We start from the raw sequence: 22,550 nt of genomic DNA, 5'->3' as shown, positions 1-22,550 counted from the left end.
GACGGTTTTGCAAGAGATCTCGCTTCATGATGGACCCGATTCATCTCACCGGAAATCCGAAGCCGCCGCCCCCGCCACCAAAGCCAAAGAAGCCCGGCGCATTCCCTTGCTGCTGAGCAGGGAAACAAGCGGGCGCGCAGCTTGACGGCGATGGTGGCGCATCCTCTTCCAGCGGGACTTCATGACCGAGTTGCTGCTTGCTCGGCTTCACCGCTCACGGCGGACAAGGACTGCGAGACGCAGATCTGCCGACGACGCCTCTCCGGCGCCGTTGTGCGTTCGCGGTGCGGTCGCCCGCTTTAGCCGGAGGGGAAGCGGTCGGTTGCCGGCGCGTGGAGCGACGCACCTTGCGCGGCCGCCTTCCTGCGCGCCTTGGCCTGACGCTCCGCGCGCCTCATGAGCCAGTCGAGGATGTTGTGCTCGACCACGAGACCGGTTTCCGCATCCTCCAGACGTTGGATCCGGTCGACCCTGAAGCCGCGATAGCTGTCCTCGGACAGGATGTCGATGCCGCCGAGCAGCATCTTGCCGGGGCCTACCTTCAGCTCGCGCGCCAGCACCCAGCGCCGGCTCGCGTTGCCAGCCTGGTCGACATAGTCGAGCTCCAGCGCGCCGTCGAACGGATAGACGTGCCAATTGCCCTCGATCCGCTCCTCGACGGGAGCGTTCCGGGCCGGTCTCAGCAGGGATGTGGCGAGGGTGTTAACCATAGGAAGAATATGGTAATTCACCCTTTGTTCTGCAAGGATTTCGGACGTCTGGGAGGGGAAAATTCCACTGGAATCCACATCCATTTCCGAAGGGACTCGCTCGGGTCCGAGTGACGCTCTAGGGCTGGTGCGACAGGCTCACGGCGTCCGTGTCCACGAGGCGTGCGACGGCCGCTAGCAGGAGAATCGCCGTGAGGACGCCGCTCGCGAGCAGGACGAACCGAAAAAAGTACTCGACGAAATCCTCAAGCGACCGCTTCATTGCACCTCACTTAGAACCCTTCTAGAGAAGCGGTCCACAGGGCGCCTTAACCTGTGTTAGGGCCAAGCCTCGAGGCGGCGCGAGCGTCGACGTGCCGGTTCGGGGCGGGACGCCTGAACCGCCTTGTCCGCGGACAGTCGTGGCTGTTCCGTTGGGCGGAGGGCGTCCTTGAAGCGGGCGATGTGCTCCGGCGCACGCGAGAACGGGGTACTCCCGGGGGGACCATTGTGAGGAATCGCCGAACAGGACAGAATTCCCGTCATCTCCTCGACAGGTGACGCCATGCAGGCCCTTTTCATCGCCTCCCTCTATCTCAGTGTGACCCTCACGACCTTCATGCTGATCGTCAGCCTGACGAACCTCGCGGGTCCGGTCCTCGGCCTGACGATCCACTGAGCGGCGTCACGGAGAGAACGCAGGGGCGGGGGCTGTGTACCCCGTTCCCCCAGCGCCTGGTCCTGCCGCAACGATGCACCCGGCGCCACGGCCTGGCTTGTCACCGCCATCGCGACAGGAAGAAACACGAGGCTTTCAGAATCGGGACCACTGAAACCTGGCCGTTGATGGCGCCGAGGGGCCGGCAGGGCTGCGGAGGTCGGATACTCTCGGCTCCGCCTGTCCCGGAGGGCGCCTGCGCCTGTCACATTTCATCCTTCCGCCTTGACTTCCCCCGCCTCCCATGGATGTTGCGCTTCAAACCGAACCAGCAGGCCTCTCCATGTCCGCCTCCATGCACCGTTACCGTTCCCACACCTGCGGCGCGCTCCGCGAATCCGATGTCGGCCAGGTCGCCCGGCTCTCCGGCTGGTGCCACCGCATCCGCGACCATGGCGGTGTGCTGTTCATCGACCTGCGCGACCATTACGGCATGACGCAATGCGTGATCGATCCGGATTCCCCGGCCTTCAAGCAGGCGGAAGCCGCGCGCTCGGAATGGGTGATCCGCGTCGACGGCAAGGTGCGCAAGCGCCCGGCCGGCACCGAGAACCCGGAACTGCCCACCGGCACGGTCGAGGTCTACATCACCGACATGGAGGTGCTTGGTCCGGCGGCCGAGCTGCCGATGCCGGTCTTCGGCGACCAGGACTACCCGGAGGAGACCCGTCTCACGTACCGGTATCTGGACCTGCGCCGCGAGAAGCTGCACGCCAACATCATGAAGCGCGGGGCGATCATCAACAGCCTGCGCTCGCGCATGCAGCAGAGCGGCTTCTTCGAGTTCACGACGCCGATCCTGACCGCCTCCTCGCCGGAGGGCGCGCGCGACTTCCTGGTGCCGTCGCGCATCCATCCCGGCAAGTTCTACGCCCTGCCGCAGGCGCCGCAGCAGTTCAAGCAGCTGATCATGATCTCCGGCTTCGACCGGTACTTCCAGATCGCGCCCTGCTTCCGCGATGAGGATCCGCGCGCCGATCGCCTGCCGGGCGAGTTCTACCAGCTCGACGTGGAAATGAGCTTCGTCACCCAGGAGGACATCTTCCAGACCATGGAGCCGGTGATCCGCGACACCTTCAAGGAGTTCGCGGACGGCAAGCCGGTCACCGACGTCTTCCCGCGCATCCCGTATTTCGAGTCCATGCTGAAATACGGCAACGACAAGCCCGACCTGCGCAACCCGCTGATCATCGCGGACGTGTCGGAGGTGTTCACCCGCGAGGACGTGACCTTCAACGCGTTCAAGAACGTGATCAAGTCGGGCGGCGTCGTGCGTGCCATCCCGGCGCCGGGTGCCGCCGCGCAGCCGCGCTCGTTCTTCGACAAGCTCAACGACTGGGCTCGCACGGAAGGCGCGCCAGGCCTCGGCTACATCGTGTTCGAGGAGGAGGGCGGCCAGATCCAGGCCAAGGGACCGATCGCCAAGTTCATCCCGGAGGCCGCTCAGGCGGTCATCCGCGAGAAGGTCGGCATCAAGGCTGGCGACGCGGTGTTCTTCTCGGCCGGGGCCGAGGACAAGGCCGCCTCGCTCGCCGGCAAGGCGCGTACCCGCATCGGCGACGAGCTCGGCCTCATCGACAAGGACCGGTTCGAGTTCTGCTGGATCGTCGACTTCCCGCAATACGAGTGGAACGACGACGAGAAGAAGATCGACTTCTCCCACAACCCGTTCTCCATGGCGGATTTCGACCATGAGGCCTTCATGGCCCTCGACCCGGCCGACAAGGACACGATCCTCAAGATCACGGCCTTCCAGTACGACATGGTCTGCAACGGCTACGAGATGGCCTCGGGGTCGATCCGCAACCATCGCCCCGACCGGATGGTGAAGGCCTTCGAGATCGCCGGCTACGGCGAGAAGGAGGTCATGGAGCGGTTCGGCGGCATGTACCGCGCGTTCCAGTACGGCGCTCCGCCCCACGGCGGCATGGCGGCCGGCGTCGACCGCATCGTGATGCTGCTCTGCGGCGCGCACAACCTGCGCGAAATCACGCTGTTCCCGATGAACCAGAAGGCGGAAGATCTCCTGCTCGGGGCGCCCTCCGAGGCGACGCCGAAGCAGCTCCGCGAGCTGCACGTCCGGCTGAACCTGCAGGAGAAATGAGCCCCCACGACGTCACCGCCATCGTCGTGACCTTCGACAGCGCCCATGCGCTGCCGGAGTGTCTCGGCGCGCTGGCGGCGGACGGAGCGCCGGCGCTCGTGGTCGACAACGCCTCGACGGACGACACGGTGGCCATCGCCCAAGGGCAGGGCGCGCGCGTCGTCCGCAATGACCGCAACCTGGGTTACGGCCGCGCCAACAACATCGGCGTGCGGGCGGCCGGAACCGCGTTCGTGCTGGTCGTCAATCCGGACTGCGTCGTCGACAGGGGCGCGGTCGTGGCCCTCGTCGACGCGGCGCGGCGTTATCCGGACGCGGCGTTCTTCGCGCCGCAGATCGTGGAGCCCAGCGGGCGCGTGTTCTACCAGCCGCGCTCGCTCCTCGCGACTTCGCTGACTAATCCCGGCGGCAAGCTCGTCGTCCCCGAGGGCGAGGCCTGCGCGCCGTTCTTCTCGGGCGCCTGCTTCCTCATCCGCCGCGACGTGTTCCTCGAGCTCGGCGGCTTCGACGAGAACATCTTTCTGTTCTACGAGGACGACGACCTGTGCCGCCGGGTGGCCGATTCCGGCTCGGCGCTGATCTACGTCCCGCAGGCCGTCGTGCGGCATGGGCGCGGCCGGTCGAGCGGGGAACGGCCCGGCCGCATCTTCACGTCCCGCTGGCACCAGGCCTGGTCGCGCGCTTACGTAAGCCGCAAGTACGGCCTGCCGAACCCGGCGCCCGGCATGGCGGCGGTCAACGGGCTGAAAGCCGTCGCGGCGAGCCTGACCTTCCGGCGCAGTCTGATCGAGCGCTATGCCGGCTCCGCCGCAGGCGCGTGGGCGGCGATGCGGGGCCGAAAAGCGTTCTGACGTCCTGCCAAATCTCCTCCCACGTCATGGCCAGGCTTGTCCCGGCCATCCCGATGATGTGAAACGCTGCGCTTCTCGGATCGAGATCACCGGCACAAAGCCGGTGATGACGAGGAGGATGGTTTCGGAAGTCTCACAAGCATTGCGTCCGCAGCACCTTCACGGCCGCGATCAGCTCGCGGATCCGGTCGCTCTGCAGCAGCGGGATGAGGGTGGCGATCTTGTCCCGGGGCAGGTCCCACCATCGCGCGTCGAGAAGCGCCGCGATGGTCTCCTGGTCGAAACGGTGCCGGATCACCCTGGCCGGATTGCCGCCGACGATGGCATAGGGCGGGACATCCTTGGTCACGATGGCATGGGCCGCCACCACCGCGCCATGCCCTATGGTCACGCCTGACATGATGATCGCGCCGGAGCCGAGCCACACGTCGTGGCCGATGGTCACGTCGCCGCGCGAGGTGTGATAATCCTCGCTCTTCGGCGCCGCGGGCCAGAGGTCGCGGAAGGCCGAAAAGGGATAGGTCGTGCCCCAGTCGGTGCGGTGGTTGCCGCCGAGCAGGATCTCCACCTTGTCGGCGATGGAGCCGTAGCGGCCGATGGTGAGCTTGCGGCCTGATTCCGGAAATCGGACCTTGGGCTTACCATAGGTGAACTCGCCGATTTCGTAACCATGGCGTTCCGCCATACGGGCAAGGTGGACGCGGGTCTGGTTGTGCGGGTTGCGCCAGTTCTTCAGGCGGTGCCGGAGCTTCATCGTGCGACCCCGCGGGCTGAGACAAGAACATTGACGGCAGGGTGAAGGGCGCGCACAAGGGCCTCCAGGTTGGTTCGGTCAGTGCAAGGAGCGTCGGGGATGGGAGACAACATCTCGCAGGATCTGAAATCGGGAGCGATGTTCTACCACCAGCATCCGCGCCCCGGAAAGCTCGAGATCCAGCCGACCAAGCCCCTCGGCAATCAGCGCGACCTGGCGCTGGCTTATTCTCCCGGCGTAGCCGCCCCCTGCGAGGCGATTGCCGCCGACCCGGCCGAGGCCGCCAACCTTACCTCCCGCCAGAACCTGGTCGCCGTGATCTCCAACGGCACAGCCGTGCTGGGGCTCGGCGACATCGGCCCGCTCGCCTCGAAGCCCGTCATGGAGGGCAAGGCGGTCCTGTTCAAGAAGTTCTCCGGCATCGACGTGTTCGACATCGAACTGGCCGAGAAGAACGTGGACAAGCTCGTCGAGGTGATCGCAGCCCTGGAGCCGACCTTCGGGGGCATCAATCTCGAGGACATCAAGGCGCCTGAATGCTTCGAGGTCGAGGAGCGTTTGAAGGCCCGGATGGGTATCCCGGTCTTCCACGACGACCAGCACGGCACCGCGATCATCGTGGGCGCGGCCGTGACAAACGCCCTGGAGCTCGCCGGCAAGAAGATCGAGGACGTGAAGATCGTCACGTCCGGCGCCGGCGCTGCGGCGCTCGCCTGCCTCAATCTCCTGGTCTCGCTGGGCGCCAAGCGCGAGAACATCTGGGTCACGGACATCAAGGGCGTGGTCCACGAGGGTCGCAACGAGCTCATGGACCGCTGGAAGTCGGCCTATGCTCAAGTCACCGATGCGCGCACGCTTGCCGACGTGATCCCCAACGCGGACGTGTTCCTGGGCCTCTCGGCCGGCGGCGTCCTCAAGCCCGAACTGCTCGCCCAGATGGCCCCGCGTCCGCTGATCATGGCGCTCGCCAACCCCTATCCGGAGATCATGCCGGAGGAGGCCGAGGCCGCGCGGCCCGACGCGATGATCTGCACCGGGCGCTCGGATTATCCGAACCAGGTCAACAACGTCCTGTGCTTCCCCTACATCTTCCGTGGCGCGCTCGACGTGGGCGCGACGACCATCAACGAGGAGATGAAGGCCGCCGCCGTGAAGGCCATCGCGGGCCTCGCCCGCGAGGCCCCGTCCGAGGTGGTGGCGCGCGCCTATGGCGGCGAGGCGCATCCCTTCGGCCGCAAGTCCCTGATTCCGAGCCCGTTCGATCCTCGGCTCATCCTGCGCATCGCGCCGGCCGTCGCAAAGGCCGCGATGGAGTCCGGGGTGGCGACGCGGCCTCTGGCGGATCTCGACGCCTATGCGGAATCCCTCGGCCGCTTCGTGTTCCGCTCGGGCTTCATCATGAAGCCGCTGTTCTCGCAGGCGAAGGCCGGTCCGAAACGCGTCATCTACGCCGAGGGCGAGGACGAGCGCGTGCTGCGGGCCGTGCAGGTCATCGTCGAGGAGGGCATCGCCAAACCGATCCTCATCGGGCGCCCCAACGTCGTCGAAGCCCGCATGAAGCGTTTCGGCCTGTCCATGGAGATCGGACGCCACTTCGAGCTGGTCAACCCGGAGGACGATCCGCGCTACCGCGATTACGTGGCCACCTACGTGGAGGCAGCCGGCCGCAAGGGCATCACGCCTGACGCGGCCCGGACCCTGGTGCGCACGAACAACACGGTCATCGGGGCCCTCGCCGTGAGGCGAGGGGACGCGGACGCGCTGATCTGCGGCCTGGAAGGCCGGTTCCAGTCCCGCGTCAAGCACATCAAGGACATCATCGGGCTTGCTCCCGGAGTGCACGAAATGGCGGCCCTGTCGCTCGTCATCACGTCGAAGGGCGCCTACTTCCTCGCCGACACCCACGTGCAGATCGATCCGACTGCGGAGCAGATCGCCGACATGACGATCGCCTGCGCGAGCCACGTGCGCCGGTTCGGCATCGAGCCCAAGATCGCGCTCCTGTCGCATTCGGATTTCGGCGCGGCCGACAGCCGCTCGGCGCTCAAGATGCGGGAGGCGCTGGCGTGCATCACCGAGCGCGCGCCCGACCTCGAGGTCGACGGCGAGATGCAGGCCGACTCGGCGCTGTCCCAGATGATCCGCGAGCGCGTCAATCCCAACTCGCGGCTGAAGGGCGAGGCGAACGTGCTCATCATGCCGAACCTCGACGCAGCCAACATCGCGTTCCAGTTCACCAAGGTGCTGGCCGATTCGCTCCCTGTCGGCCCGATCCTCATCGGTCCGGCCAAGCCCGCCCATATCCTGACCCCGTCCGTGACCGCCCGCGGCATCGTCAACATCACGGCGATCGCGGTCGTCGAGGCGCAGGCGGCCGAGGAGGATCAGCCGTCGCTGATCTGATCCCGTGCACGTCCGGATGAGCCCTCATCCGGACAGGCCGGAGCGCCATTCCCCCTCGCCATCACCGGGCTTGTCCCGGTGATCCCGATGCTGTGAAACGCCGCGCCATCTCCGATCGAGATGGCCGGCACGAGGCCGGCCATGGCGGGATCGGGTGCCATGGCCAGGAGGGCGATAGAAGACCGGTGATGACAGCGGAGCGACAGGGCCTCCGGCGGTCGCGATGCCTATGCGGAAGGGCAGGCGTTACTCCACCTTCGCGCTGACGTTCAGCTTCCCGAGGATATCTTTCGGGTCCTGCACCACCATCGCTTCTGCGATCCCGAGACCCGACGAGTCCTTGGGTGTTGCGCTGACCGAAAGCTTGCCGGGCTTGGCGATGAAGCGGGCGACGGCCTGGCTCAGGGTCTGGGCCTGCTCGGAACTGCCGATCATCGCCGGGACGACGAAAGCCGCCGCCGCCGCATAGGTGCGGCGCAGGGATTCGGGCGTCGTCTTCTGCTCCTTGGCGGCCTGGGCCATGTAGCGCTCGAACAGACCCTTGTTCTCGACCGTGAGGTCGACAGCTTTAGCCCGGGCCCCGACGAGGGCGACCGTTGCGAGCGCCGTGTCCGGGTTGAAGAGATCCTTGCCGACATTCCCGATACGGCCCGTCAGGCCGATATTGCCCATGTCCAGGCCCTGGAAAGAGACCTCGCTGAGAGCGATCTCGCTCGCGGCCTCGTTCCAGGTGGCGGCCGCCAGGAAAGAGACGTCGATGGTCTTGTAGCCGAGCGCCACGAGTTCCTTCACGCCGTCATCCGTGCTGTTCGACGGCAGCGCCATCGTCAGGTTCTGCAGACCGAACCTGAAATTGGTCGGGATGGCGTTCACGGGCTTGTCGGCGGTCAGCTCGAAGCCCTTCAGGCCGGCCTGAACCTTCACCTTCTTGCCCTCGTCGTCCGTCGTCCCGTCGATGGAGACGCCCTGCAGGCGCAGGGTCCCGAGGGTGGGGACGAGACTGCGGATCATAGCCGGATCGAGATCGTCGAAGGACTTGCCCTGGAGGGTCCGCAGACCGTCGAGGGTCTGACGGAACGAGAAACCCGTCAGGCTCAGGCCGTCGAGCTTGACGCGGTTCTCCTTGTCGGAGAACTCGAAACCTTCCCATCGCATGTCGGCAGGCTGCGTTTCCGTCCCGCCCGTATAGGCGACCCGGCCGATGCGGGCCTGGCCGGGCTTGCCCTTGGTCTTCGTGTTCACCTCGATCCCGGAGGCCTCGACGTAACCGATCTGGAAGGCATCGAGGAGGTCCGCGAGGGCCGGGAAGAAGCGTGCCTGATCCTCGGGCGAAAGCTCCTGCCTTTCGGCCATCTCGGTGAAGAGGCCGAAGGTCCCATTCCAGGAATCCCGGGTCTGCCGCCCCATGAAGTCCCGGCCGCTCATGCGCCCGACCTTGAACGTCACGTTCGTCTCGTTGTCGGTGACGTCGATGTTCTCGATTGCAAAGGCGCCGTAGATCTTCGCAAAGGGAGCCGACGTACTTTCGGCTTTCGCCTCATAGAGCCGTGCGAGTGCCGTCAGGTCGAGCTCGCTCATGGTCGCGCGGCCGTTGCTGACGACGAGGCTGCCCTTGGCGCGCTTCGTCTCGGCGCCCGTCGCCTCGATGATCGCCGAGGTGATCCGGCCCTGAACGACATCGGTCAGCGTGGTGTTGCGATAGGTCGTCGTCTGGACGTCCTGGCCGAGGGTCTGCTTCACCCGTGCTTCCGGAATCAGAATCTGCTTCACGCTGATGCGCTTCAGGCGGCTTTCCATCGGCTCGGTCGAGGAGGAAGAAAACAGCGCCTCGAGATCGGCCCGCGAGGAGGAGATCCCGGAAAACTCGATGCGCTTGGCCTCGTAGGTCGTGGACCCGAAGGTGAAGCTCACATTGTCCAGGCTGAGGCTGTCGGCCGATTGCGCGACGGCCGCGCTCCATAATGGAACCTTGACCGCGCCGACCGCGAGGCGGTGCCCGCCGGCGTCGACCACGAGGTTGCGAAGAACGGCAGGCTCGAACTGCAAAGCGGCCGAACCGGCCAGTAAGGCGAGTGCGCAGATCCCTGCGCGATAAGAAAGTCTCATCCTGTCCCCCAAGCCGGCGAATCCGTCGCCGACCAACCTGGATTGAATTCGCGGCGGACAATAAGACCTTAGGTAAAGATTTTACAACGAGAACGAGGTGCCGCAGCCGCAGGATGCGGTGGCGTGGGGGTTTTCGATCTTGAAGGACTGGCCGATCAGGTCGTCGACGAAGTCGATGACGGAGCCGTCCATGTACTGGATCGAGACCTCGTCGACCACGACGGTCGCTCCGTCCTTCTCGATCACAAGATCGTCGTCCTGCCGGGTCCGGTCGACGTCGAAGGCGTATTGGAACCCCGAACAGCCGCCTCCGTTGACGCTGATTCTCAGGTGCGAGCCGGCCGGTTCTGCAGCCATGATCTCGTTGATGCGGCGGGCGGCGCGTTCGGTCAGGGTAATACCGGTCATGGGCACTTCCAGTCCTCGGGAGGACGTATTCTTTGGACAAGGTGTTATGAGCAAGGTAAGTGCGCCCTGACAAGGCTTCAACCCGGGGATGATCGTGCGGCCCTTTGGCGAGAGATGGCGAGCCCCTTACGCCTGTGATCCTTGGGGGAGCCGCGGCCGGCTCTACCCGGAGGCGGTCTCGCCCACCCGCAGCGACTTCCAGCGCGACCGCGACCGGATCATCCATTCCTCGGCCTTCCGCCGGCTCAAGCACAAGACCCAGGTCTTCGTCTATCACGAGGGCGACCATTTCCGGACCCGCCTGACTCATACCATCGAGGTGAGCCAGATCGCCCGGGCGCTCGCCCGCTCCCTGGGGCTCGACGAGGATCTCGCCGAGGCCCTGGCGCTCTCCCACGACCTCGGCCACACCCCGTTCGGACACACCGGCGAGGATACGCTCGAGGAGTGCATGGCCGGGTTCGGCGGCTTCGACCACAACGCCCAGGCCCTGCGTGTCGTGACCCGTCTGGAGCGTCGGTACGCCGAATATGACGGGCTGAACCTCACCTGGGAGACCCTGGAGGGGCTGGTCAAGCATAACGGCCCGCTCCTGGATCCGGAGGGGCGCCCGACCCTGCGCTATGCCGCGCGCGGGGTTCCGCTGGCGATCCTGGAGTACAACTCCCAGCAGGATCTGGACCTCGCCACCCATGCCGGCGGCGAGGCTCAGGCTGCGGCGATCGCCGACGACATCGCCTACGATGCCCATGACATCGACGACGGGTTGCGGGCCGGGCTGTTCCGGATCGAGGAGCTGCGCGAGGTGCCGTTCCTCGACGGCCTCCTGAAGGAGATCGACGCGCGCTACCCGGGCCTCGATCTGTCCCGGCGCATCCACGAACTGACCCGTCGGGTCATCACCCGCTTCGTCGAGGACGTGGTGGCCGAGGGCGAGCGCAGGATCGCCGCCTTGTCTCCGCGGAATGCCGAGGATATCCGCCGCGCGGGCGACACCATGGTGTGCTTCTCGAGCGCCATGAAAGAGGCCGACGCCTCAATCAAGCGCTTCCTCTACGCCCGCATGTATCGCCACCCGGACGTCATGCGGGTCCGTGCCCAGGCAGACGACGTGCTGCGGGACCTGTTCAGGCGCTTCAAGGCCGAGCCGGATCTGATGCCCGAGGAATGGAGGGCCGATCTGCCGCGGGACGACGAACCGCGCCTGTCCCGCCGCGTGGCGGATTACATTGCAGGCATGACGGACCGCTACGCGATCCTCGAACACCGGCGCCTGTTTGACGTAACGCCGGACTTGCGTTAGGCGCGGCTGCATCCTTCGCAACGGCCCGCCGTCCTCTTCGGTCGAGGGCTCATGAAGCGTTTTGTCGGCTGCGATCAGGGCCTGTCGCCCATTGAGATGAAGTACCATGAACATTTTCGGGCTGTTTGAGAAGCGGGTTGCGGATGCGCTCGGCCGGTTGGCCGGGGAGGCCAAGATTCCCTCGGGGCTGGACGTCAGCCGCGTCGTGGTCGAGCCCCCGCGCGATCCCTCCCATGGCGACTTGGCCACCAACGCCGCCATGGTGCTGGCCAAGGAAGCACGCATGAACCCGCGCGCCCTGGCCGAGCTCCTCGTCGCCGATCTCAAGGACGACCCGCGAGTCACCCAGGTGGCGATCGCCGGGCCGGGCTTCATCAACATCCGGCTCGCGCCCTCCGTCCTGCACGAGGTTCTGCGGGCCGCGCTCGTGGACACGAACGGCTTCGGCCGGAGCGGCCAGGGGGCAGGATCGCCGATCAACGTCGAGTACGTCTCGGCCAATCCGACCGGTCCGATGCATGTGGGCCATTGCCGGGGCGCGGTCTTCGGCGACGCCCTGTCGGGTCTCCTGGATTTCGCCGGCTACAAGGTCACCCGCGAGTACTACATCAACGATGCCGGCGCGCAGGTCGATGTTCTCGCCCGCTCGGCCTATCTCCGCTACAAGGAGGCCCTGGGCCACGATATCGGGGTGATCCCGGAGGGGCTCTATCCCGGCGACTATCTGAAGCCGGTCGGCGAGCGGCTCGCCAAGGAGCACGGCACGGCGCTGCTCGATCGACCGGAATCCGAGTGGCTGCCGCTCGTGCGCCGGATCTCCATCGACGCCATGATGGACATGATCCGGGACGACCTCGCGGCGCTCAACATCCATCACGACGTGTTCTTCTCGGAGCGGTCGCTCCAGCTGGAGCCTTCCGACCAGGTCCGGGAGCTCATCACGGAGCTTCGCGGTCGCGATCTCGTCTATATGGGCCGTCTGCCCCCGCCCAAGGGCCAGAAGGATGAGGATTGGGAGGACCGGGAGCAGCTTCTCTTCCGCGCCACCGCGTTCGGCGACGAGGTGGACCGCCCGCTTCTCAAGTCCGACGGCTCCTACACGTACTTCGCCTCCGACATCGCCTATCATCGCTCCAAGTTCGAACGCGGCTTCGCGGCGATGATCGACGTGTGGGGTGCCGATCACGGCGGATACGTCAAGCGCATGCAGGCGGCCGTGAAGGCCGTTTCGGATAACAGGGCCGAGCTTGACGTGAAGCTCTGCCAGCTCGTCAAGCTGCTGCGCGGGGGCGAGCCGGTGAAGATGTCCAAGCGGTCGGGGGATTTCGTGACCCTGCGGGAGGTGGTCGACGAGGTCGGCCGGGACGCCACCCGCTTCATGATGATCTTCCGCAAGAACGACGCCACCCTGGATTTCGACCTCGCCAAGGTGGTCGAGCAGTCCAAGGACAACCCGGTCTTCTACGTCCAGTACGCCCATGCCCGCTGCGCGTCGGTGTTCCGTCAGGCGGCCGAGGCGTTCCCGGGTGTGGATTTCTCGGCGGCCCAGCTCGAGCAGGCCGATCTGTCGATCCTGAGCGACGAGGCGGAGATGGACATCATCCACCGCATCGCCCAGTTCCCGCGGATGATCGAGGCGGCAGCCGAAGCCCACGAGCCCCATCGGGTCGCATTCTACCTCTACGACCTGGCGAGCGCCTTCCATAGTTTATGGAATAAGGGCAAAGACTTGCCGCAATTACGCTTTGTTAATCTAACTGATAAAGATTCAACACAGGCGAGGCTCGCTCTCGTGCATGCCCTGAAGGGTGTGCTCGCATCTGGTCTCGCAATCCTGGGCGTCACGGCACCCGATGAAATGCGATAGTGTTTCTTGAGGCGAATCAATCGCTTACGAAGCACACGCGTCGGGTTCCGTTACGTCGTGCCGGCGGAGCAGCAGGTGCTCCTGTCGCGTAACTGGAGATCCGGCGCATGAGCGAATCACTGAAGCCCCGTTTTGCCGTCGACCTCACCGAGATCGAACGGCAACTCGCCCAGGCGGGCAGCCCGCATTCCCAGCCGGTTCCCGCCGGGCGGACCGATCCGCTCGCGGAATTGGCCCGAATCGTGGGGCAAGACGATCCTTTTCAAGCCATTTTGGCCAATGACGGTTCCGCCCGTCCGCGGCCGCAGAATTCTTCCATCGGCGATATTTTCGCCGTCCGCGACACAATGCCGCAACCAGGTCGCCCGGTAACGGCGCGGGCACCTCAGGTAGCGCCCGCGGGCTCTTCCTTCGATCAGGGCTCTTATGCCCAAAGCCACGCCCGCAGCCCTGAGCCCGGCTATGCTCATCAGTCTGTCCACCAGGATCAGGACGGGTATGGCAACGAGGCCTATGCTCAGGACTACTACGCCGATCAGGCCGGGCAGTATGCCGAACAGGACTACGACGGCGCTCCGGATTACGCACCGGCCCAGAAAGGGCGCTCCCGCAAGGGCGTGGTCGCGATGGCGGCCGTGGTCGGCGCTATCGTGCTCGGCGGCGGTGGAGCCTATCTGGCGTCCGGCTCCTCCTCGGTCACGGGTGGCGAACCTCCCCTGGTGAAGGCGAGCAGCGAGCCCACGAAGGTGCAGCCGCAGAATCCTGGCGGGGTCGAGATTCCCAACCAGAACAAGCAGATCTACGAGCGTGCCAATCAGGGTGGGGCGACCAAGGTCGTCAACCGCGAGGAGCAGCCGGTCGACGTGCAGCAGGCTGTGCGCATGAACGGAAGCGCGGTCGCGGATGCGACCGGGGGCACCGTCCCGGGCGGTGTGGTCAAGCCTCATCAGACCGCCAGCCTGAATCTCGGTGAGCCCAAGAAGGTCCGCACCGTCACGATCCGGCCCGACGGAACGGTGGCGGGATCCGAGCCGGCAGCGCAGCCCACCTCGTCCGCCGCCATGACCCTGCCGCCACAGGCCCAGCCGGCTCCGGCAGCCCGTGCGACACCGGCCCCCGTTCAGGTCGCCTCGGCCCAGCCCAGGCCGGCCGCCAGCACGCCGGCGGCGCCGACAGCCTCGGCGCCGACGCCGCGTCCGGTCGCTGCGGCCGCCACTCCCGCGGCCACGCCGGCACCCCAGCAGGTCGCTTCGGTTCAGCCCGTTGCTCCGGCGGCAGCGGAGACGACGCCGACGGGCGGATTCTCGGTTCAGCTCGGCTTGGCGAACTCGGAAACCGCCGCTCAGACGGCCTTTGCGTCCTACCAGCGCAAGTATTCCGACCTGGAGGGCAAGCCCGCTCTCATCCGCAAGGCCGAGGTGAACGGCAGCACGATTTATCGGGTCCGCGTCGGGCCGCTGTCGAAGGAGGAGGCCTCGTCCCTCTGCTCCAAGCTCCAGGGCCAGGGCGGACAGTGCTTCGTGGCGAAGAACTGACCGAGCGAGGCAGCTGAGAAATGTTGACCCTGCCGAGCAGGGGACGTAAGGCGCGGGTATGACAACCCGCGCCTTTATTGCTGGATGCTCCGGCTATGACCTCACCCCGGACGAGATCGCCTTCTTCAAGGAGGCGAACCCGTGGGGCTTCATTCTCTTCCGCCGCAACGTGGAGAGCCCGGAGCAGGTGAGGGCGCTCTGCGCTTCCTTGAGGGAGGCGGTCGGCCGCGGGGATGCTCCGATCCTGATCGACCAGGAGGGCGGCCGGGTCCAGCGCATGGGGCCGCCGCATTGGCCGAAATACCCTTCCGGCAGCACCTACGGCCGCCTTCATGCCAACGATCCGCTGGTCCAGCGTGAGATCACCCGTCTCGGAGCGCGTCTGATCGCCCACGACCTCCGGTCCGTGGGGATCACGGTGGATTGCCTGCCGGTTCTGGACGTGCCGTCACCGGGCGCGCATGACATCATCGGCGACCGGGCCTACGGCAAGACGCCCGATCAGGTCGCCATTCTGGGCCGTGCGGCCGCCGAGGGGCTCATGGCCGGAGGCGTCCTGCCGGTTGTCAAGCACATGCCGGGCCATGGCCGGGCCGGCGCCGACAGCCACCTCGCCCTCCCGGTGGTCGAAGCGACCCGCGAGGAGCTGGAAAGGCACGATTTTGCTCCCTTCCGGATGCTCACCGACATGCCGCTCGCGATGACCGCGCATGTGGTGTACACGGCGCTCGATCCGGAGCACCCGGCCACGACATCCCGCATCGTCATGGAGGAGATCATCCGGGGCCATATCGGCTATGACGGGCTGGTAATGACCGACGACCTGTCCATGCAGGCTCTCTCCGGTTCGTTCCAGGGCCGGACGGAGGCGGCTTTTGCCGCCGGCTGCGACATGGCCCTTCATTGCAACGGCAACATGGACGAAATGAGCGCGGTGGCCGAGGCCGCCCCCGCGCTGGAAGGGGATTCCCTCCGCCGAGCTAACGCTGCGTTAGATCGCATCACCCACGATCCGGAGCCTCTGGATCCTGTGGATGCCAGGTCCAGGCTCGATTCCGCGCTTGCGATGATCGCCTAAAGCTTATGAAGCTTCGAACCTCATGAGTTGAGCAAGGTCCATGGCAAACCCTTTACCCTTCGAGGATGTCGAACGCACGGAGCGGGCCGAGAGCGAGCCCGCCCTTCTCGTCGACGTGGACGGGTTCGAAGGACCGCTCGACCTGCTGCTGGAACTGGCCCGGCGCCAGAAGGTGGACCTCCACCGCATCTCGATCCTGGCGCTGGCCGAGCAGTACATCGCCTTCATCGAGGAGGCGCGCCGCATGCGCCTGGAGCTGGCGGCCGACTATCTGGTGATGGCGGCTTGGCTCGCCTACCTCAAGTCGCGCCTCCTGCTGCCCGAACCGCCCAAGGGCGAGGAGCCCAGCGCTGAGGATCTCGCCACGGCGCTTGCCCTGCGCCTGCGACGTCTGGAGGCGATCCGCGAGGCCGCCAAGAAGATGGGCGAGCGCGCCTGGCTCGGCCGGGACGTCTTCGCCCGCGGGGCGCCCGAGCCCGTGATCGTCAATCGTAATTCCCGCTACGAGGCGAGCCTCTACGATCTTCTCAAGGCCTATGCCCAGCAGCGGCAGATCCAGTTCAACGCCAGGGTGTCCCTGCACAAGCGGACTGTCTGGTCCCTGGTCGATGCGCGCGATGCCCTGGAGCGCCTGGTGGGTCACCTGAGCGACTGGGTGACCCTCGACACCTATCTCGTCGAATACATGGTCGAGCCTGCCATGCGTCCGACCGTTCTGGCCTCGGCCCTGTCCGCGACCCTGGAGATGGTGCGCGAGGGCAAGCTCACGGTCCGGCAGGACGAGGCCTTCGCTCCCGTCTGGGTCAAGCCGGTGGCGGACCCGGCCCAGGCAGGAATTTAGGATGCTGCCCGACATGCAGGACGATACCGGCCCCACGCCCGACACCGAGGCTCCCGAGGTCAGCCATGTTCCCGATCACGGCGAGGCCATGCGGATCGCCGAGGCGCTCCTGTTCGCCGCTCCCGCGCCCCTGAGCGCCCAGGAGCTGAGCGGCCGGTTGCCGGAAGGTGCGGACGTGGAGAGGATTCTCCAGGACCTGACCGAGCTCTACGCGCTGCGGGGCGTCAACCTCGTCCGGGTGGCCGGCAAATGGACCTTCCGGACGGCGAGCGACCTGTCCTTCGTGCTCGCGCGCGACGTGGTCGATCAGCGCCGGCTCTCGCGCGCCGCCATGGAAACCCTCGCGATCATCGCCTATCACCAGCCGGTGACCCGCGCGGAGATCGAGGAGATCCGCGGCGTCGCCACGTCCAAGGGGACGGTCGATACCCTGTTGGAGACGGGCTGGATCCGCCTGAGGGGGCGCAGGAAGGCGCCCGGCCGCCCGGTGACCTACGGCACGACGCCCGGCTTCCTGGAGCATTTCGGGCTCGATGCCATCGAGGATCTGCCAGGCCTCGAGGAACTCAAGGGCGCGGGCTTCATCGAGGGACGCGTTCCGTCCGACCTCTCGGTGCCCACGCCTTCCGACGCCGACGCCCTGCGCGAGGACGAGGATCCGCTCGAGGACGAGCCGCTCCAGCCCCTGGACATGCACGAGACCGAGGCGGGCCAGGAATGACCGCAAGGCCCGTCGCGTCGGCCCGCGACCGGTTCCGCCTGCCCCGATGGGGGCAGCGCGGCACCGCAGGGGCGTCGATCCCGGCCCAGCTCACCTTCGAGAACATCGTCCAGGCCTACGATACCCAGCGAGCCCTCGACGGGGTGTCGCTCACGATCGAGCCGGGAGAGATCATCTGCCTGCTGGGTCACTCCGGCTGCGGGAAGACCACCCTTCTGCGCATCGCTGCCGGTGTGGAGGCGCCCACCGCCGGCCGGGTTCTCATGGACGGCCTGGAGGTCACCGGCCCGCGGGCTTTCGTGGAGCCGGAGCGACGGGGCATCGGGCTGATGTTCCAGGATTATGCCCTGTTCCCCCACATGACGATCCTGCAGAACATCATGTTCGGTCTCAAGGGCCTCTCGGCCGCGGAAGCCGGCGTTGCCGCCCGGCGTGCCCTGTCGCGCGTCGGGCTCGAGCACTATGCCGGGGAGTATCCTCATACCCTGTCGGGCGGCGAGCAGCAGCGGGTGGCGCTGGCGCGATCGATCGCCCCGCGGCCCGGCGTCCTTCTCATGGACGAGCCATTCTCGAATCTCGACCGGCGCATGCGGGACGCCATCCGGGACGAGACGGTCGCGATCCTGAGGGAAACCGGGGCGACGACCATCGTGGTGACGCACGATCCGGAGGAGGCGATGCGGATCGCCGACCGGATCGTTCTCATGCGGGCCGGCACGATCATTCAGGAAGGCGACGCCGAGGAGATCTATCGGCGCCCGGCCAATCTGTTCGCGGCCCGCTTCTTCTGCGATTTCAACGAGCTTGAGGGCTCGGTGCGGAACGGCCGGGTTTCCTGTCCCGTGGGGGTCTTTCCGGCGCCGCATCTGGCGGACGGTCCGGCGATCGTCTGCGTGCGGCCCCAGGGGGTTAGGCTCAAACCGGCGGGCTTCTGCCTGCCGGGACGTGTGGTGTCTCGTCGCTTTCTCGGCGAGGTCGATCTCGTGCACATTGACGTGCCGGGGCTCGATCGTCCGCTTCAGGCCCGCATTCACGATCCCGCTGGCGTGACAGAGGGACAGGATGTGGGCATCGAGATCGATACGAAGGATGTCCTTGTTTTCGCCGCCTCCGACGCATAGGTTGGCGACGAGTTCACATTGAAAGACCGCGCCTTTTCGGGCGCAGGAGGAATTGCCATGGGTGGCACGAGTATTTGGCACTGGATCGTCGTGGGTCTGATCGTCGTCCTGCTGTTCGGACGCGGGAAGATCTCCGACATGATGGGAGACGTCGCGAAGGGCATCAAAGCCTTCAAGAAGGGCATGTCCGAGGACGACACCCCGGCAAAGCCGGTGCAGCCGGCGGAGCCCGTCCGGACCATCGACCATCAGGCCGGCGCTCCCACGAGCACCGCGACGACGGACCACAAGGTCGGCTGAGCTTCGTGCGCCGCCGCCATTCGCGGCGTGTCAGTACGCGTGAGTACGTAAAGGGCAGGTTCGAGGCCACGTCATGTTGGACATGAGCTGGGGTGAGATCATGGTGATCGGTGCCGTTGCGCTGATCGTGATCGGCCCGAAGGATCTGCCCAAGGCCCTGCGGACCGTCGGGCAGGTGACCGGAAAGCTTCGCCGCATGGCGGCGGAGTTCCAGGGGCAATTCAACGAGGCCATGCGCGAGGCCGAACTCGACGAGGTCAAGAAGCAGCTCCAGGGCGTGAACGATTCCGTCACCTCCATCGGCAGCACGGACTTCAACCCGATCCAGACGATCCGGGACGAGCTGAAGACCTCGATCGAGGCGCCTGAAAAGGCCCCCAAGCCGGCGAACGAGGCGGACGTTCCGCAAGTGACCTCCGGGCCCGTGACATCCGATCAGCCGGCGGTGGCCGATGCGCCGCCGCCTGTTCCTGCGGCCTCCGACGCAACGGTCCAGGCCGTCGTGGAGGGGCGGGCGCCGGATCCTGTGGATTCGCGTCCCGTGGATCCGCTCGTCGACCTGCCGGCGCCCCCGCTGGTCGATCCGGCCGCCGAGATCGCCGAGTCCCTGCGCCGCGAGGCCGAGTACGAGGCCCAGCAGGCGGCCCTCGCCGAACAACTTTCAGAACAGCCCAGAAAAGCGGACGCAAAAGCCGGATGACCACCGCCGTTGAAGAGGATGAGGTCGAGGCATCGCGCGCGCCTCTGATCGAGCATCTGACCGAGTTGCGCTCGCGCCTGATCAAGGCGCTCGCCGCCTTCGTGGTGATGTTCTTCGTCTGCTTCGCCGCCGCCAAATACATCTACAACGCGCTGGTCTGGCCCTACGTCCTGGCGGTCGGCTCGCCGGAGCGGGCTCACCTGGTCTATACGCACGGCCTCGAATATCTGTTCACCCAGATTCAGGTTGCGGCCTTCGGGGCCGGCTTCATGGCCTTTCCGGTCATCGCCATGCAGATCTACAAGTTCGTCGCGCCCGGTCTCTACAAGAACGAGCGTCGGGCCTTTGTGCCGTACCTGATCGCGACCCCGGTCCTCTTCGTCGTCGGGGCGGCCTGCGTGTATTTCATCGCCATGCCGCTGCTCATGCGGTTCTCCGTGGGCATGCAGCAATTGGCTACGGATACGAGCCCCAGCATCGAGTTCCTGCCCAAGGTCAGCGAGTACCTGTCACTGATCATGACGCTCATCTTCGCGTTCGGCATCTGCTTCCAGCTGCCGGTCGTCCTGACCCTTCTGGCCCGGGCCGGGATCATCGACTCGCAGTTCCTCAAGGACAAGCGTCGCTACGCCGTGGTCATCGTGTTCGTGATCGCGGCGGTTCTCACGCCGCCGGACGTGATCAGCCAGTTCGCCCTTGCGATCCCCACCTTGCTTCTTTACGAGGCATCCATCTTCTCCGTCACCATGGTCGAGAAGAAGCGTGCGGAGGCCGAGGCCGCGCGCGCGGCAGAGGAGTAGGGGCCTCGAAGAGGTCCCTCGCATCGGCCGCCGTCCTCGGCAAGAGTTGAAGGGGCGGTCTTGTTCTGATGGGCGGGACTGCCTGACGAAGCAGGTCCTGATCCCATGCACGACATCCGTTCCATCCGCGAGAACCCCGCGGCTTTCGACCAAGGCCTCCGGAACCGGGGCATGGAGCCCCTGTCCGCGCAGCTGATCGCCCTCGACGACCGGCGCAAGAGCGCCGTTTCCGCCCTGCAGGCCGCCACCGAGCGCCGTAACGCCCTGTCCAAGGAAATCGGCCAGGCCAAGGCGAAAAAGGACGAGGCGCGGGCCCAGGAGCTGATGGCCGAGGTCGCCCGGATCAAGGAAACGACGCCGGACCTGGAGGAGGCCGAGCGCGCCGCCGAAAAGGCCTTGTTCGAGGCCCTTTCGGCGATTCCCAACATTCCCAAAGAGGATGTCCCGTTCGGACTGGACGAGCACGGCAATGTGGAGCGTCACCGCTTCGGCACGCCGCCGACCCTCAACAGCGCCAAGCAGCATTTCGAGCTCGGCGAGGCCCTCGGTCTGATGGATTTCGAGACGGCCGCGAAGCTCTCCGGCTCGCGCTTCGTGGTGCTCAAGGGCGCACTGGCCCGGCTCGAGCGGGCGCTCGGGCAGTTCATGATCGACCTGCACACGACCGAGCACGGCTACACGGAAGTGAACCCACCGCTGCTGGTGCGCGATGACGCCATGTTCGGCACGGCGCAGCTGCCGAAATTCGAGGACGACCAGTTCTGGGCCTTCCCCGGGAATACGTTGGAACAGGTCGTGCAGGCGGCCCTCGACGGGCAGCCGCGCGAGGCCATCGGCAGGATGATCAAGGACACGCGCTACGGCATGATCCCGACCGCAGAGGTCACGCTCACCAACCTCGTGCGCGAGCAGATCCTTTCGGAGGAGCAGCTTCCGCTGCGCTTCACGGCGCTGACCCCGAGCTTCCGCGCCGAGGCCGGATCCGCCGGGCGCGACACCCGCGGCATGATCCGCCAGCACCAGTTCGTGAAGTGCGAACTCGTCTCGATCACCACGCCCGAAACGTCCGCCAACGAGCACGAGCGCATGCTCGCGAGCGCCGAGAACGTGCTGAAGAAGCTGGAGCTTCCGTTCCGCACCATGACGCTCTGCACGGGCGACATGGGTTTCTCGTCGACCAAGACCTACGACATCGAGGTGTGGCTGCCGGGGCAAGGCATGTACCGCGAGATCTCGAGCTGCTCGGTCTGTTCGGATTTCCAGGCCCGCCGCATGAATGCGCGCTACCGCGCCGCGGGCGAGAAGCAGCCGCGTTTCGTGCATACGCTCAACGGCTCCGGGCTCGCGGTCGGCCGCACGCTCGTGGCCGTTCTCGAGAACTACCAGAACGAGGACGGCAGCGTTGCGATTCCGTCGGCGCTGCAGCCCTACATGGGCGGGATGGCCCGCATCGAACGTCAGGCCTGACATGCGCATTCTCTGCACCAACGACGACGGCATTCATGCTCCTGGCCTGAAGACCCTGGAGGCGATCGCCCGCAACCTCTCGGACGACGTGTGGGTCGTCGCGCCCGAGACCGACCAGAGCGGCGTCGCCCACTCGCTGTCCCTCAATGATCCTCTGCGCCTGCGCGAGATCTCGGAGCGGCACTTCGCCGTGAAGGGAACGCCGACCGACTGCGTGATCATGGGCGTGCGTCATCTCATGCAGGACGCCAGGCCCGACCTCGTTCTCTCCGGGGTCAACCGGGGACAGAACGTGGCTGAGGACGTGACCTATTCGGGGACGGTTGCGGGAGCCATCGAGGGCACGATCCTGGGCATCCCATCCATTGCCCTATCCCAGGCCTACGGACCCGGCACGCGCAACGCGCCGCGCTGGCACTGCGCCGAGCACCACGGCCCCAAGGTCGTGCGTCGGATCCTCGAGGCCGGAATCGACAAGGGCATCCTGGTCAATGTGAATTTTCCGGATTGCGAGCCCGACGAGGTCGAGGGAACGGCTCTCGTCAACCAGGGGCAGCGCACGCAGGAGCTTCTGCGCCTCGACGAGCGCCGCGACGGACGCGGCAATCCCTATTTCTGGATCGCGTTCGAGCGCCGGCCCTTCACGCCCGGCAACGGCACCGATCTGTGGGCGATCGCCCATCGGCGCATTGCCGTGACGCCGCTGCGCATCGACATGACCGACGAGCCGACGCTGACGCGCTACGCGCAGGCTTTCGACCGATGAGGGTGCCGGCGCGATGAA

20 protein-coding genes are annotated in these 22,550 nt (G+C 66.2%); 15 read left to right on the top strand and 5 right to left on the bottom strand.

The window, feature by feature from the left end:
- Nucleotides 1–299 precede the first annotated feature (299 nt).
- Entirely contained in the window at nt 300–710 is a 411-nt protein-coding gene (locus HPT29_RS15280; protein WP_173948209.1) for a hypothetical protein, read from the bottom strand.
- 118 nt (nt 711–828) lie between these two features.
- Nucleotides 829–972 (bottom strand): hypothetical protein, encoded by a 144-nt coding sequence (locus tag HPT29_RS15275; protein ID WP_173948208.1) that lies wholly within the window; start codon nt 970–972, stop codon nt 829–831.
- A gap of 730 nt (nt 973–1,702) precedes the next feature.
- Here HPT29_RS15275 and aspS point away from each other — a divergent pair.
- Nucleotides 1,703–3,511, top strand: coding sequence for an aspartate--tRNA ligase (gene aspS, locus HPT29_RS15270; RefSeq protein WP_173948245.1), 1,809 nt, complete (start codon nt 1,703–1,705; stop codon nt 3,509–3,511).
- Complete coding sequence (locus tag HPT29_RS15265) at nt 3,508–4,362, top strand: glycosyltransferase family 2 protein (RefSeq protein WP_173948207.1); 855 nt, start codon at nt 3,508–3,510, stop codon at nt 4,360–4,362. Before aspS ends, HPT29_RS15265 begins: the two co-directional genes overlap by 4 nt.
- Nucleotides 4,363–4,495: 133 nt before the next feature.
- On the opposite strand, the gene HPT29_RS15260 is transcribed toward HPT29_RS15265, so the two are convergent.
- Nucleotides 4,496–5,116 (bottom strand): CatB-related O-acetyltransferase, encoded by a 621-nt coding sequence (locus HPT29_RS15260; protein WP_173948206.1) that lies wholly within the window; start codon nt 5,114–5,116, stop codon nt 4,496–4,498.
- Nucleotides 5,117–5,215: 99 nt separating this feature from the next.
- Between HPT29_RS15260 and HPT29_RS15255 the strand changes: the two genes are divergently transcribed.
- Nucleotides 5,216–7,519, top strand: a complete 2,304-nt coding sequence (locus tag HPT29_RS15255; RefSeq protein ID WP_173948205.1) for an NADP-dependent malic enzyme — start codon at nt 5,216–5,218, stop codon at nt 7,517–7,519.
- Nucleotides 7,520–7,765: 246 nt separating this feature from the next.
- Here the strand turns inward: HPT29_RS15255 and HPT29_RS15250 are convergent, their stop codons facing one another.
- Together HPT29_RS15250 and erpA are read right to left on the bottom strand one after the other, a co-directional pair.
- On the bottom strand, nt 7,766–9,625 hold the full coding sequence (locus HPT29_RS15250) for an aq_1923 C-terminal domain (protein ID WP_173948204.1): 1,860 nt from the start codon (nt 9,623–9,625) through the stop codon (nt 7,766–7,768).
- Between the two features lie 81 nt (nt 9,626–9,706).
- The gene (gene erpA, locus HPT29_RS15245; protein ID WP_173948203.1) at nt 9,707–10,033 is read right to left on the bottom strand and encodes an iron-sulfur cluster insertion protein ErpA; all 327 of its coding nucleotides are present in this window, start codon (nt 10,031–10,033) and stop codon (nt 9,707–9,709) included.
- Between the two features lie 88 nt (nt 10,034–10,121).
- On the opposite strand from erpA, the gene HPT29_RS15240 reads away from it, so the two are divergent.
- The 12 genes from HPT29_RS15240 to surE all read left to right on the top strand — a co-directional run bounded on the left by HPT29_RS15240 (nt 10,122) and on the right by surE (nt 22,532).
- Nucleotides 10,122–11,336, top strand: coding sequence for a deoxyguanosinetriphosphate triphosphohydrolase (locus tag HPT29_RS15240; RefSeq protein ID WP_173948202.1), 1,215 nt, complete (start codon nt 10,122–10,124; stop codon nt 11,334–11,336).
- 106 nt (nt 11,337–11,442) lie between these two features.
- On the top strand, nt 11,443–13,203 hold the full coding sequence (gene argS / locus HPT29_RS15235) for an arginine--tRNA ligase (RefSeq protein ID WP_173948201.1): 1,761 nt from the start codon (nt 11,443–11,445) through the stop codon (nt 13,201–13,203).
- Between the two features lie 107 nt (nt 13,204–13,310).
- A complete protein-coding gene (locus tag HPT29_RS15230; protein ID WP_173948200.1) occupies nt 13,311–14,738 on the top strand; it encodes an SPOR domain-containing protein in 1,428 nt (475 codons plus the stop codon).
- A 58-nt stretch (nt 14,739–14,796) separates the two neighbouring features.
- A complete protein-coding gene (gene nagZ, locus HPT29_RS15225; RefSeq protein WP_173948199.1) occupies nt 14,797–15,816 on the top strand; it encodes a beta-N-acetylhexosaminidase in 1,020 nt (339 codons plus the stop codon).
- 40 nt (nt 15,817–15,856) lie between these two features.
- On the top strand, nt 15,857–16,657 hold the full coding sequence (locus tag HPT29_RS15220) for a segregation and condensation protein A (RefSeq protein WP_173948198.1): 801 nt from the start codon (nt 15,857–15,859) through the stop codon (nt 16,655–16,657).
- Nucleotides 16,658–16,670: 13 nt separating this feature from the next.
- Entirely contained in the window at nt 16,671–17,378 is a 708-nt protein-coding gene (gene scpB, locus HPT29_RS15215; RefSeq protein WP_371823203.1) for an SMC-Scp complex subunit ScpB, read from the top strand.
- A complete protein-coding gene (locus tag HPT29_RS15210; protein ID WP_173948196.1) occupies nt 17,375–18,499 on the top strand; it encodes an ABC transporter ATP-binding protein in 1,125 nt (374 codons plus the stop codon). The genes scpB and HPT29_RS15210 overlap by 4 nt, the downstream gene beginning before the upstream one ends.
- A gap of 57 nt (nt 18,500–18,556) precedes the next feature.
- On the top strand, nt 18,557–18,799 hold the full coding sequence (locus tag HPT29_RS15205) for a twin-arginine translocase TatA/TatE family subunit (protein WP_173948195.1): 243 nt from the start codon (nt 18,557–18,559) through the stop codon (nt 18,797–18,799).
- Nucleotides 18,800–18,872: 73 nt separating this feature from the next.
- Nucleotides 18,873–19,499, top strand: coding sequence for a Sec-independent protein translocase protein TatB (gene tatB / locus HPT29_RS15200; RefSeq protein WP_173948194.1), 627 nt, complete (start codon nt 18,873–18,875; stop codon nt 19,497–19,499).
- Nucleotides 19,496–20,299 (top strand): twin-arginine translocase subunit TatC, encoded by an 804-nt coding sequence (gene tatC, locus HPT29_RS15195; protein ID WP_173948193.1) that lies wholly within the window; start codon nt 19,496–19,498, stop codon nt 20,297–20,299. The genes tatB and tatC overlap by 4 nt, the downstream gene beginning before the upstream one ends.
- Nucleotides 20,300–20,404: 105 nt before the next feature.
- Nucleotides 20,405–21,766: a serine--tRNA ligase gene (gene serS / locus HPT29_RS15190; RefSeq protein WP_173948192.1), complete on the top strand. Its 1,362-nt coding sequence runs from the start codon at nt 20,405–20,407 to the stop codon at nt 21,764–21,766.
- A gap of 1 nt (nt 21,767) precedes the next feature.
- The gene (gene surE / locus HPT29_RS15185; RefSeq protein WP_173948191.1) at nt 21,768–22,532 is read left to right on the top strand and encodes a 5'/3'-nucleotidase SurE; all 765 of its coding nucleotides are present in this window, start codon (nt 21,768–21,770) and stop codon (nt 22,530–22,532) included.
- Nucleotides 22,533–22,550 lie beyond the last annotated feature (18 nt).

Source organism: Microvirga terrae, assembly GCF_013307435.2.
GTDB classification, from domain to species: domain Bacteria; phylum Pseudomonadota; class Alphaproteobacteria; order Rhizobiales; family Beijerinckiaceae; genus Microvirga; species Microvirga terrae.
Note: the sequence above shows the minus strand (reverse complement) of the source record. Positions and strands in the feature narration are given on the sequence as shown.